13 protein-coding genes are annotated in these 12,582 nt (G+C 59.7%); 6 read left to right on the forward strand and 7 right to left on the reverse strand.

From position 1 onward, the window contains the following. The 7 genes from KBW81_RS13045 to KBW81_RS13075 form a co-directional block, all read right to left on the reverse strand. A complete protein-coding gene (locus KBW81_RS13045; protein ID WP_090186024.1) occupies positions 1-915 on the reverse strand; it encodes an ABC transporter permease subunit in 915 nt (304 codons plus the stop codon). Positions 916-917: 2 nt separating this feature from the next. After that, entirely contained in the window at positions 918-1,835 is a 918-nt protein-coding gene (gene oppB, locus KBW81_RS13050; protein WP_090185928.1) for an oligopeptide ABC transporter permease OppB, read from the reverse strand. A gap of 113 nt (positions 1,836-1,948) precedes the next feature. Beyond that, positions 1,949-3,562, reverse strand: a complete 1,614-nt coding sequence (locus tag KBW81_RS13055; protein ID WP_254247466.1) for a peptide ABC transporter substrate-binding protein — start codon at positions 3,560-3,562, stop codon at positions 1,949-1,951. Positions 3,563-3,755: 193 nt separating this feature from the next. Further along, positions 3,756-4,592 carry an LssY C-terminal domain-containing protein gene (locus tag KBW81_RS13060; RefSeq protein WP_254247467.1) on the reverse strand — a complete coding sequence of 279 codons (837 nt, stop codon included), beginning with the start codon at positions 4,590-4,592 and terminating at the stop codon, positions 3,756-3,758. After that, positions 4,501-4,782, reverse strand: a complete 282-nt coding sequence (locus tag KBW81_RS13065; RefSeq protein ID WP_254247468.1) for a phosphatase PAP2 family protein — start codon at positions 4,780-4,782, stop codon at positions 4,501-4,503. The genes KBW81_RS13060 and KBW81_RS13065 overlap by 92 nt, the downstream gene beginning before the upstream one ends. Then, positions 4,754-5,758: a DedA family protein gene (locus KBW81_RS13070; RefSeq protein ID WP_254247469.1), complete on the reverse strand. Its 1,005-nt coding sequence runs from the start codon at positions 5,756-5,758 to the stop codon at positions 4,754-4,756. Before KBW81_RS13070 ends, KBW81_RS13065 begins: the two co-directional genes overlap by 29 nt. Before the next feature lie 18 nt (positions 5,759-5,776). Then, the gene (locus KBW81_RS13075; protein ID WP_254247470.1) at positions 5,777-6,541 is read right to left on the reverse strand and encodes a DeoR/GlpR family DNA-binding transcription regulator; all 765 of its coding nucleotides are present in this window, start codon (positions 6,539-6,541) and stop codon (positions 5,777-5,779) included. A 245-nt stretch (positions 6,542-6,786) separates the two neighbouring features. On the opposite strand from KBW81_RS13075, the gene glpD reads away from it, so the two are divergent. The 6 genes from glpD to KBW81_RS13105 are packed head-to-tail and all read left to right on the forward strand — an operon-like array spanning position 6,787 to position 12,581. Next, positions 6,787-8,370 carry a glycerol-3-phosphate dehydrogenase gene (gene glpD, locus KBW81_RS13080; protein WP_254247471.1) on the forward strand — a complete coding sequence of 528 codons (1,584 nt, stop codon included), beginning with the start codon at positions 6,787-6,789 and terminating at the stop codon, positions 8,368-8,370. Beyond that, positions 8,367-9,443: an ABC transporter ATP-binding protein gene (locus KBW81_RS13085; protein WP_254247472.1), complete on the forward strand. Its 1,077-nt coding sequence runs from the start codon at positions 8,367-8,369 to the stop codon at positions 9,441-9,443. Before glpD ends, KBW81_RS13085 begins: the two co-directional genes overlap by 4 nt. A gap of 1 nt (position 9,444) precedes the next feature. Next, entirely contained in the window at positions 9,445-10,527 is a 1,083-nt protein-coding gene (locus tag KBW81_RS13090; RefSeq protein ID WP_090185913.1) for an ABC transporter ATP-binding protein, read from the forward strand. After that, entirely contained in the window at positions 10,524-11,396 is an 873-nt protein-coding gene (locus KBW81_RS13095) for a carbohydrate ABC transporter permease (protein WP_090185910.1), read from the forward strand. Before KBW81_RS13090 ends, KBW81_RS13095 begins: the two co-directional genes overlap by 4 nt. Before the next feature lie 45 nt (positions 11,397-11,441). Beyond that, positions 11,442-12,281 carry a carbohydrate ABC transporter permease gene (locus KBW81_RS13100; protein ID WP_090186021.1) on the forward strand — a complete coding sequence of 280 codons (840 nt, stop codon included), beginning with the start codon at positions 11,442-11,444 and terminating at the stop codon, positions 12,279-12,281. Positions 12,282-12,305: 24 nt separating this feature from the next. Then, positions 12,306-12,581, forward strand: coding sequence for a DUF2160 domain-containing protein (locus KBW81_RS13105; RefSeq protein WP_090185907.1), 276 nt, complete (start codon positions 12,306-12,308; stop codon positions 12,579-12,581). The last annotated feature ends 1 nt before the right edge of the window (position 12,582 follow it).

The following is a 12,582-nucleotide window of genomic DNA, read 5'->3' on the forward strand; positions in this document are numbered from 1 at the left end:
TCAGCGATCCTTGGGGTCGAGGGCATCACGCAGGCCATCGCCTACGAAGAAAAAGCCGAACAAAGTCAGGCAGAAGAACAGCAGTGGAAAGCCCAGCTGCCATGTGGTGCCATAGGCGATGGTGCCGGCACCTTCGGAGATCAGCGCGCCAAGGGACGTCATCGGTTCCTGCACGCCAAGACCAAGGAAAGAGATGAAGCTTTCCGTCAGGATCATCAGCGGCACCAGCAGCGTGGCATAGACCGCGATCACACCCAGCAGGTTCGGCACGATATGGCGCAGGATGATAATCGGGGCAGATACGCCAGTGGCGCGGGCGGCCTCGACGTATTCGCGGCCCTTCAGCGATAGGGTCTGGCCGCGCACGATGCGGGACATATCCATCCAAGAAATCAGGCCGACGCCGACGAAAAGGATCGTGATGGACCGGCCATACATGACCAGCATCAGGATCAGCACGAACATATACGGCACGGCCATCAGGATATCGACGGTGCGCATCATGATGCCGTCCACGCGCCCGCCGACATAGCCAGCGGTCGCACCATAAAGCGTGCCAACGACCATCGCGATGATCGCGCCGACAACGCCCACGGCGAGCGAGATTTGCGTGCCCTGCACGGTGCGGGCAAACAGGTCGCGGCCCAGATCGTCGGTGCCAAAGTAGTGGCCATTGGCAAAGGACGGGCCGCCCAGCTGTTCGACCTGCCCCATGACGTTATAGTCCAGCTCTTCGTTCGACCATTGCGAGAAGAGCCCGCCAAAGATCGCGAAAGCGGCGACGAACAGCAGGATGATCAGGCCGAACATCGCCGCTTTGTTGCGCAGGAACCGGCGGCGGGCGTCGGCCCAAGGGGACCGGCCACGGGCGGCCATGCCTTCGGTGGCGGGGTTGTTTTCGGTTGTAGCGACCATCATCAATACCGGATTTTCGGGTCGATCCATCCGTACAGGATGTCCACGACAAGGTTGAACAGGATCGTCAGCGCGCCCATCAGGATCGTCACGCCCATCATCACCGCATAGTCGCGGTTCAGCGCGCTATCGACAAAGGCTTTGCCGATGCCGCCGGTGGAAAAGTAGATGTCCACGACAACAGAGCCGGTGATCATCGCAACGAAAGCTGGCCCAAGGTAGGAAATCACCGGCAGCATCGCGGGCTTGAGCGCATGGCGCAGGATCACCCGGCGTTCTGGCAGGCCTTTGGCGCGGGCGGTGCGAATGTGGTTGGACGTGAGCACTTCGAGCATGGACGAGCGCGTGATCCGCGCAATGGACGCCATAAAGGACGTCGACAAAGCGATCACGGGAAGGATCCAGTATTCCGGCCCTTGCCAGCCACCGCCGGGCAACCAGCCCAGCCACAGGGTAAAGATCAGGACCAAGATGGGCGCCATGACGAAGTTCGGCAGCACCTGCGCACCGATGGACAGACCCACGGCAATGTAATCCAGCAACGTGTTGTGGCGGATCGCGGCAGCAACCCCAAGCGACACACCGACGATCACGGCCAGCGCAAAGGACAGCAGGCCATAGGTCAGCGTAATCGGAAAGCCCTGCGCGATGATCTGGTTCACCGTGCGGTCCTTGTAGACAAAACTGGGACCGAAATCGAAATGCGCGACGATGCCCCAGACATAGCTGGTGATCTGGCGCCACAAAGGCTGATCCAGACCGTATTTCGCATTCAGGTTCGCCAGCACCTGCGGCGGCAATTCACGTTCTGCCGTGAAGGGGCCGCCGGGGGCGGAGTGCATCAGCAGAAAAGAGATCACGATCAGCAACAGCAAAGTTGGCACCGCGATCGCAAGGCGCTTGAGGATATATGAGAACACAGCTGGGGGGCGTCCGGGTTTAGGGAATGAAATCGTCTGGAATTAAAAAGACTGGGCCGCCTTATAGCGGCCCAGTCCAAGTGTCACGGCGTCAATGACGCACGCGGCCGCGATTACTCTGCGACGCGGTAGATGTCCTTGCCGTACCATGTGTTGTTGACGTTGTTCTGCGGCAGACCTTTGATGTCTGCTGCGATCATGTCGACGTTTGCATAGTGATAGATCGGGATGATCGGCATTTCGTCGGTCAGCAGGGTTTCGGCCTGCTGATACAGCGGCTGCGGATCAGCAGCGGTTTTGGAATCTGCCATGATCTGATCGTACTGGTCGTTGAACCACTGACCGTTGTTGTGCCCCGAATAGGACGTCATCAGGTCAAGGGTGGACGCTTCGTTATAGTCGCCGCACCATGCATAACGCGCCATGTCAAAGTCTTGGCTCTGCATACGGTCTGTGTGGATTTTCCACTCGTAGTTATCCAGCACTATGTTCACGCCAATCGCCTTGAGCATCTGGGACGCTGCAATCGCGATCTTTTTGTGATCGTCGGACGTGTTGTACTGCAGGCGCAGTTCCAGCGGGTTGTCGGTGCTGTAACCAGCTTCGGCCATCAGTTCCTTGGCCTTTTCGATGCGCTGCGCTTGGTCCATGTCGTCGGCCCATTCAGAGTGCGGACGCTCGAAATCGGCGACGGCCCAATGGGTCCAGTTGTAAGCGCCCTTTTGGCCGCCCTGCAGGATGCGATCGACGATGATGTCACGGTCGATGGCAAAGGCCATGGCCTGACGCACGCGCACGTCCTTCAGCGCCTCTGGACCCTTTTCGCCGACGTTCAGCATGTAGATGTAGGAACAGTTATAAGGGGTCGATGTCGCTTGATCTGGATACTCTTCCGCCAGACGCGGGTACTGACCAGCGGGGATATCGACGCGGTCAAGCTCGCCTGCCAAGTAGCGGGTCAGCGCTTGGTTCTGGTCGTTGATGGTCAGCGCGGTCAGCGTCTTCATGACGGTGTTGCTGGCATCCCAATAGGTGTCGTTGGCTTCCATGACGACGCGCTCGCCCAGCGTGTGTTCTGTCAGCGTGTAGGCACCGTTGCCGACCAGCGTGCCGGGCTGGGTCCAGTTGTCGCCATTGGCTTCGATCACGGCCTGCGGCACCGGGAAGGTCGAGGCGTGAACCATCATCTGCGGGAAGTATGGCAGCGGCGTGGTGATCTTAACCTCTAGCGTGTGGTCGTTGATCGCTGTGACGCCCAGCGCGTCTGTCGGCATGTCGCCCGCCACAACGGCTGAGGCGTTTTCGACCTGCATCAGTTCCATGTACCATGCGTATTCCGACGCGGTCGCCGGATCAGCCAAGCGGCGCCATGCATAGACGAAATCGTTGGCGGTGACGGCCTCTCCGTTCGACCACTTCGCGGTGTCACGCAGGTTGAAGGTATAGGTCAGGCCATCGTCAGACACAGTGTGGTCGATGGCGACGCCCGGCACCAATGCGCCGTCGCTGTCTTCGTTGTACAAACCTTCAAACAGGTTGCGCAGCACGTCAGAACCTTCGACGTCGGTGTTGATCTGCGGGTCCATCGATTTGATCGCGTCCAGCAACCAGAAGGTATAGCTCTGCTCGGCCGCAAGCGTGACGCCATCCGGCACAGATGCAGCCTGAGCTTGGAACGACAAGCTGAGTGCGATGGCCGATGTGGCAAGCAAGGTTTTCATGTTCATAGGTATACTCCCTTAGGGTCGATCTTATTATTTTGGGGTCGACAATTGATCCTTTAGTCAAACCAGCAAAACCGCAAGATGCAAGTCCTGACCTGACGGCATCAGCGGGTAACTGCCCGCCACATGGCCGCAGATTGCGACAGATCAATACAACCCGTGCGTGCGAAGGCCTGGGTTGGGTTGCCGCGCGCCTTTAAGGGCGCAAGCCGCGGAGCCCGGCCGCATTCAGTGCGGCGATCACGGCGTCCAGGCTTGCGGGGACATCGGGCCCCGGCGGGGCGATCGCGTCCTCTGCATCGGCCCAATCCAGCGGGTGTTCCTGGGTGATCGTCGCGGCGTAAATCACCTCGCTATCCGGCGTGCGATATAGACTATCCCAGATGCGCAGATGCAGGCGCAGATCATCCACCGGGGCGGGCTGGGTATAACCCATCGTAGAGGGGCGATTGTCCCAAAACGTTGGAATGACCAGCGGATCAGGCAGCGCCCGCCCGGTCCAATCGTCGAAAACGGCAGCGGCCAGAACGGGCACACTTGGGCGCGGGGCGGCCTGCCAATCGGGGCCCAGCGCCTGCGTGATCGCCGCGATGTCAGGGGCGACAATGATCAGGTTCAACGCTTGGCGCGGTGCGCCGGACAAAAGCTCTGTCATCTGTGGCAGATCGGTGGAGGCCAATCCGGCCGGATCATCCATCACCTGCGTTGTGCGGTCTGCGATCTGGTTCAGCGGGTTCGACATGGCTGTTGCGGCATAAACCGCGACCAGCGCCGAGACTGCAAAGCAAACCGCCGCAGCGCCCTTACGCAAGGGGCCAGCGCTGGCGCGGGGCATCGGCCTGCGCCATTCGCAAAACGCGATCCCAAGGATCAGCCACAGCGCGCCAACCAGATAGCCGTTCAACACATCCGACAGGTAATGCTCGACCAGGTAAACCCGGCTAACCCCGATCGCAAAGGCGGTCAGTACGGCGGCCAAAGCCGCGATATTCAGCGGCAGCAGACGCAGCCGCCACGCCAGATAGAATAGCATCGCCCAGACCGCGACCGCCCCCCGCCGCATGACCGCTAGGAAAACTGCCAGAGGTTTCGACGAAATAGCCAAGATCGGACCGGGGCCGATCAAAAAAGCTTTTGAGCAAGGTCACGGTCAACTGATTGCCCACCGCAGCGATCCAAAGCCCGCCCAGCAGGTCATAGCGGCGCAGCGCCAACAGCGCCAAGGTCGCCCCCCGCCAACAAGGGGAGCAGCCCATGCCGCCCGCCCAGATCGGTGATCCAGCCCAGCACAACAATCAGCCGGTCATCGCGCATCGCATACAGCAGATTAGCGATGCGCGTATCCGCCGACACGGTGCTTTGGTCGCCCAGAAAATCAAAAACTGAATCTGCATAAGCAAAGCCGACATAAACCAGCAGCACCCCCAGCACCGTCGCAGTCAGTCCAAGGAACTGATCAGTGCCAAACCGCGCCGCGATCAGCGCTTGGATTTGGGCAAAGGTCTGCGGGTGGCGGGCCAGAAACGCGCGGACACGCGGCAGGTTTTGCACAGCGCGCACCAATGACACGGCGACAGATCGCAAGGCAGGAAGGGCAAGGCGCAACCGGCGCAGAATGACCCCCAACACGATCAAGGTCGCAGTCACGATTACCGCGAAAACGGCGATGCGCGGCGCGGTGGCTGTCAGGGTGCCGATCAACGCGCCAAACCCGTACCCCAGCGCTGGGACGATCAGCGCATAGGGCAGCGCGCCAAGCGCGTTCCACCCCGTGAACCGCCGCGCGCGCAGGCCCGCCGCGCCGCCCGCGAAAGGCACAAACCCCGCCACTGGCCCCATAAACCGCGCACGCAGCATGGCGGCCGGACCGTGGCGGCGCAGCACACCGCTCGCCCTGCCCCCGTAGCGCGACGCCGAAAATCCATGCCGTTCCCGCAGCGCAGTGGCTGCAAAGCGGCCAAGGACATAGCTGATCTGATGCCCGACAAAAGACCCGAGCGCGACGCACCAGACCAAGGTCGCAAAATCAATCACCCCGCGCTGCGCCAACATGCCTGCCGCGACGATAATGACCGTGCCGGGCACAAGGACACCGGTCAGCACAAACCCCTCTAGCAGCGCGATCAGCACCAGCAGCCAGTAGGTCCAGCTGCCGAACGCAGACGCGGACGGCAGGATCAGGTCGAGGGCGTAAGGCATGGCATGCTTTCTAGCAGGTCAGGCGCGGCTGACACTGATCTGCGTGTCCCACTGCGCACAGCGTTTCGCCAAAGATGGGGCGACCGGCGCGTCTGTAAAGAAAACATCAATGGCAGACAGGGATTCGATCCGCGCCGGGGCCTTGCGCTTGAACTTCGTATGATCCGAAATCAGCATGGTGCGGCGGGACTGACGCAGGATGTTCTGGCTGACGCCGACCTCTTGCAGGTCAAAGTCCAGAATGTCGCCGTCGGTATCAATGGCCGAACACCCGATCACACCAATGTCGAACTTAAACTGCCGTATGGTCGAGGTGGTAATATCGCCTGTCAGCCCGCCATCGGACTGGCGCAGCGATCCGCCCGTGACGATCACCTCGCAATCGGGATTGCGGGTCAGGATGTTGGCGACGTTCATGTTGTTGGTCACGACCATCAGATTGCGATGGTGCAGCAGCTCTGTCGCGACCGCCTCTGTGCTGGTGCCGATGTTCAGGAAAATCGCGCAGTCTTGCGGGATCATCGCAGCACAGGCCTTGGCCATGGCGGTTTTATTGTCCGCGTTCAGGCGGCGGCGTTCTTCATAGGCGATATTGACGGTGCCGGATGGCAGCACAGCGCCGCCGTGCACACGCTCTAGTTTGCCCGCGTCCGCCAGTTCAGACAAATCGCGGCGGATGGTTTGCAAGGTGACGCCCAGATGCTCTGCCAGATGTTCAACGGTCACTTTGCCATCGCGGCGCGCGATATCAAGAATCTCTGGAAAGCGTATTGTCTGTGACATCGTGTCAAACCCACCCTTTTGCCGGCACCGCGGCTGCGGATTCGGCCTGCGTGCTGGGCCTACATTGTCCCAGTACAATTTGTTTGACTGTCAGGTATCACGCCAAGGTCATCACATCACAAGCATTTTTGCGTTTTCACCGGGAAATCCGGCGCAAAAATACTAAAACGAACATTTACGAAACTAGTTCTTTTCTTTTAAGGAAAGATTTGTAACATTAACCTTAGGGTTTGGGAGGATCCAACATGATCGCTGACAACAAAGTCTGTGACCTTTTGGTCATTGGCGGCGGCATTAACGGCTGCGGCATTGCGCGCGATGCTGTTGGGCGGGGCCTGACCGTGACTCTCGCCGAGATGAATGATTTGGCGTCGGCCACATCTTCTGCCTCGACCAAGCTGTTCCATGGCGGTTTACGCTATCTGGAATATTTCGAATTCCGCCTTGTCCGTGAGGCGCTGATCGAGCGTGAAACGCTGCTGCGGGCTATGCCGCATATCAGTTGGCCGATGCGCTTTGTGCTGCCCTACCACGCCGATATGCGGTTTGAAGGCGACACACCGACGTCCAAGCTGCTGTCCTTTGTGATGCCGTGGATGAAGGGGCGTCGCCCCGCTTGGCTGATCCGTCTTGGCCTTTTCATGTACGACACCTTGGGTGGCCGCCAGATTTTGCCGTCGACCAGCACAGTTGACCTGACCAGCGGACCAGAGGGCGCGCCGCTGAATGACAAGTTCCGCAAGGCCTATGAATACAGCGATTGCTGGATCGAGGATTCGCGCCTTGTCGCCTTGAACGCCCGCGACGCCGCGCTGCGCGGGGCCACGGTTCTGACCCGCACAAAGGTCGTGTCTGCCGATGCAACGGACGGCATTTGGACCGTGACGCTGCAGGATATGGACACCCAAGCGACCCGCACCATTCGCGCCCGTATGGTCGTGAACGCTGGCGGCCCTTGGGTTGGTGACATTCTGCGCCAGCAGATCCGGTCCAACAGCCAAGATGGCGTGCGTCTTGTGCGCGGCAGCCACATCGTGACGCGCCGCCTGTTTGACCACGACAAATGCTATTTCTTTCAAGGCACTGACGGGCGCATCATGTTTGCGATCCCGTATGAAACCGACTTTACCCTGATTGGCACCACCGATCAGGAACACCCCGACGCGTCGGTCAAACCGGTCTGCACACCGGAAGAGCAGCAGTACATGATCGACTTTGTGAATGGTTATCTGAAAGAGCCGATCAGCACGGACGACGTCGTCTGGACCTATTCCGGCGTGCGCCCGCTGTATGACGACGGCGCAAGCTCTGCCACGGCGGCCACGCGGGATTATACGCTAAAGCTGGATGACAGCGCCGGTGCCCCTGCCCTGAACATCTTTGGCGGCAAAATCACGACCTATCGCCGGCTGGCCGAAAGCGCGCTGGACAAAATCGGCCAGCGGCTAGAGGTCAAGCGCGGCCCTTGGACCGCTGGCGTGGCGATGCCCGGCGGTGATTTCCCTGTTGGCAATGTGGCTAAGCTGATCACCGATCTGATGGCGAAGTATCCATTCTTGGATGAACGCTGGGCGAAACGTTTGATCCGCGCTTATGGTACAGATGCAAAGCAGATGCTGAACGGTGCCACGACCCTCGCACATCTGGGCCAAGACTTCGGCGGCACCCTGACCGCGACAGAGGTCGACTGGCTGATGGAACATGAATTCGCCTGCACAGCCGAGGACGTCCTGTGGCGCCGCAGCAAGCTGGGCCTGCGCCAGACCGACGCCGCCGCATTGGACGTCTACATGGCCGCGGCGCGCGCAAAGAAAAAGGACATCGCATGACCCTAGAGTTTAAAGACGTCAGCTATGTCGTGGGGGCGCAGACGTTTATCCACCCCACAACGCTGACCTTGCAAAAGGGCACGATGAACGTGCTTTTGGGGCCAACATCGTCCGGCAAAACAACGTTGATGCGCCTGATGGCGGGTCTTGATGCGCCGACGAAGGGCCGTATTTTCTGGAATGGCGACGATGTCACCGGACAGCGCGTGCAGGACCGCAAGATCGCGATGGTTTACCAACAGTTCATCAACTACCCGGCCATGACGGTCTACGACAACATCGCGTCGCCGATGAAGCTGATGGGTCTGGATAAGGCCGAAATCGATCGCCGCGTGCGCGAAACGGCTGAACTGATGCAGCTGACGCCAATGTTGCAGCGCAAACCGCTGGAATTGTCCGGCGGCCAGCAGCAGCGTTGCGCGCTGGCGCGGGCGCTGGTCAAGAACGCTGGCCTTGTTTTGCTGGACGAGCCGCTGGCAAACCTTGACTACAAACTGCGCGAAGAACTGCGCGCCGAAATTCCGCGTATCTTTGCGGAATCTGGCTCAATCTTTGTCTACGCCACAACAGAGCCGGAAGAGGCCCTGCTGCTAGGCGGCAACTGCGCCACCTTGTGGGAAGGCCGCGTCACGCAATTCGGCCCGACGGCAGAGGTGTACCGCAAGCCCGGCGATGCGACGACGGCGCGCGTGTTCTCTGACCCGCCGATGAACTTTCTGAAGGTCGAAAAGCGCGGCAATCTGATGCACTTTGGCGCGGGCGAAACAATGCCCACCACCGCAGACGTGGTCGATGGGCACTATACCGTCGGCTTCCGTCCGAACCACCTGACGCTAGAACCCAGTGCTGGCGCGATGGCCTTTGATACGACGCTGAGCGTGGTCGAGATTACGGGATCAGAGACCTTTGTTCACCTGACCCACGGCGATGCCCGCTGGGTTGGCCTGATCCACGGCGTGCGCGACCTGAAACCGGGTCAGGCGTTGCAGGTCTATCTGGACCCCTCGCGGATTTATCTGTTTGCGCAGGACGGCACCCTTGCCGCGACTGCCCCCTATGCGGAGGCCGCGTAGCATGGCCAAGATCACTCTCGACAATCTGGCGCATTCCTATCTGCCTAACCCGCAGCAGGAATCCGATTTCGCGCTGAAGGAATTGAACCACGACTGGGTCGACGGCGAAGCCTACGCCCTGCTGGGATCGTCCGGTTGCGGCAAGTCCACGCTGCTGAACATCATTTCCGGCCTGCTGATTCCGTCACAGGGCCGCGTTCTGTTCGACGGCAAAGACGTCACCACCGCCCCCACCGCCGATCGTAATATCGCGCAGGTGTTCCAGTTTCCCGTGGTCTACGACACGATGTCCGTGCGCGAAAATCTGGCCTTCCCGTTGAAGAACCGCAAAATGGACACGGCAGAGATTAAGCGCCGCGTCCAGAAGGTCGCTGCCATGATCGACATGGAAGCGCAGCTGGATCACAAGGCGCGCGGTCTGACTGCTGACGCCAAGCAAAAGATTTCCCTTGGCCGCGGCATGGTGCGCGAGGACGTGAACGCGCTGCTGTTTGACGAGCCGCTGACGGTCATCGACCCCCATATGAAGTGGGAACTGCGCACCCAGCTGAAAAAGCTGCATCACGATTTCGGTCACACGATGATCTATGTGACCCACGACCAGACAGAGGCGCTGACCTTTGCCGACAAAGTTGTCGTCATGTATGATGGCCGCGTTGTGCAGATCGGTACGCCGCAGGAATTGTTCGAGCGTCCAGCGCATACCTTCGTCGGCTATTTCATCGGCTCGCCCGGCATGAACCTTTTCGACGCGCAGATCGACGGCAACGTCGCCCGCGTCGGCGATGCCACCGTGCAGCTGGACGGATCCTACGCCGCGACGGGCAAAACGCAGCTTGGCGTGCGGCCTGAATTCATCCGCCTGTCATCGGGCAGCGACGGCATCCCCGCCACCATCCGCCGGATTGAAGACGTGGGTCGCCATAAAATCGTGCGCCTTGACGTTGGCGGCAAGGAAATCAGCGCTGTCGCCGCTGAGGGCGAAAATATCGCCGCTGACACCAACCGTATCACCTTTGCGCCCGGCGGGATCAACGTCTACGCCGACGACTGGCGTATTACACCGCAGGGGGCCGCCGCATGAACAAAACCGTCAATCAAAAGGCGTGGTTTCTGGTCCTGCCGGTCCTAATCCTTGTCGCATTTTCCGCCGTCATCCCGCTGATGACCGTCGTGAACTATTCCGTGCAGGACACCTTTGGGAACAACCAGTTCTTCTGGGCGGGCCTGGATTGGTTCGATGACATGCTGCATTCGGATCGGATGTGGAACGCGCTGGGCCGTCAGCTGATGTTTTCGGCGATCATTCTGGCGATCGAGGTGCCGCTGGGCATTTTCGTCGCCCTGAACATGCCGAAAAAGGGTTTTTGGTCGTCGTTTTGCCTTGTCGTGATGTCCCTGCCCTTGCTGATCCCATGGAACGTGGTCGGCACGATCTGGCAGATCTTTGGCCGCGTCGATATCGGCCTGCTGGGCTATACGCTGGACGCGCTGGGCATCGATTATAACTACACCCAGAACATTCTAGACGCTTGGATCACGGTCATCGTCATGGACGTCTGGCACTGGACGTCGCTGGTGGCCTTGCTGGCCTATGCCGGCCTGCGTTCGATCCCTGACGCCTACTACCAAGCGGCCAAGATCGACCAAGCCAGCCGCTGGGCCGTGTTCCGCTATATCGAGCTGCCAAAGATGGCAGGCGTGCTGATGATCGCGATCCTGCTGCGCTTTATGGACAGCTTTATGATCTACACAGAGCCCTTTGTCGTCACAGGCGGCGGTCCGGGCAATGCGACGACATTCTTGTCGATCGACCTTGTAAAGATGGCGCTGGGACAGTTCGACCTTGGTCCCGCAGCGGCGTTCAGCCTGATGTATTTCCTTGTGATCATGGCGATTTCTTGGGTGTTCTACACGGTCATGACGACCCTTGATAAACGGGATGGTAAGTAAATGACCGATACCGCAATGCCAAATGTCGCAAGCGACGCCCCTGCCATGACGATCCAGCCATCGCGCAAGATTAAGCGCAACCTGCGCCCGTCGGGCGGGGCCATCGTGATGGGTCTGTACCTGCTGTTCCTGATGCTGCCGATCTATTGGCTGCTGAACATGAGCCTGAAGACCAACTCTGAAATCCTTGGCGCCTTCAGCTTGTGGCCACGTAACTTTACGCTGGAAAACTACGCGACGATCCTGACCGACCCCAGCTGGTACATGGGCTACGTCAATTCGCTGACCTATGTGCTGATGAACACGGCGATCAGCCTCGCCGTGGCGCTGCCGGCGGCTTATGCGTTCAGCCGCTATACCTTTATGGGCGATAAGCACCTGTTCTTTTGGTTGCTGACCAACCGCATGGCACCGCCCGCTGTCTTCGCCCTGCCGTTCTTTCAGCTGTATTCCAGCATCGGGTTGTTTGACACGCATATCGCCGTGGCATTGGCCCACTGCTTGTTCAACGTGCCCCTCGCCGTCTGGATCTTGGAAGGTTTCATGCGCGGCGTGCCTAAGGAAATCGACGAGACGGCATATATCGACGGCTATTCCTTCCCGGCGTTCTTCGTCAAAATCTTCACCCCGCTGATCGCCAGCGGCATCGGTGTCGCGGCGTTCTTTTGCTTCATGTTCTCATGGGTCGAATTGCTGCTGTCGCGGACCCTGACATCGGTAAACGCCAAGCCCATCGCCGCCACCATGACCCGTACCGTGGGCGCGGCAGGTGTCGACTGGGGCGTGCTGGCTGCGGCCGGTGTGCTGACCATCGTGCCGGGCGCTTTGGTGATCTATTTCGTGCGCAACTACATCGCTAAGGGCTTTGCCCTGGGGCGGGTGTGATGCGGACCCTGAAAGGAGCTTACAATGCTTGACTGGATGGCATGGACGTGGCCGACTGCGTCATTCTTCTTGATCATCGCCGCGCTTTTGGTGACCTTCACCACGCTGGCGATCAAGTTTCCAGAGGTGCCCCGCAAGGGCGTCCTGCGGATCGAAACCACACGCGGTGATCGTTTGTTCATCACGCTGCTGGGCTCCGCTTTTATCAATCTGGCGTGGCTGGGTGCGGGTTTTGGCCCGCAGCCCTACGCGCTGATCGTCTGTCTGGTCTATGCCGCTGCGGTCTTCCGCTGGGTCTAGG

Source organism: Loktanella salsilacus (genome assembly GCF_024206795.1).
GTDB classification, from domain to species: domain Bacteria; phylum Pseudomonadota; class Alphaproteobacteria; order Rhodobacterales; family Rhodobacteraceae; genus Loktanella; species Loktanella salsilacus.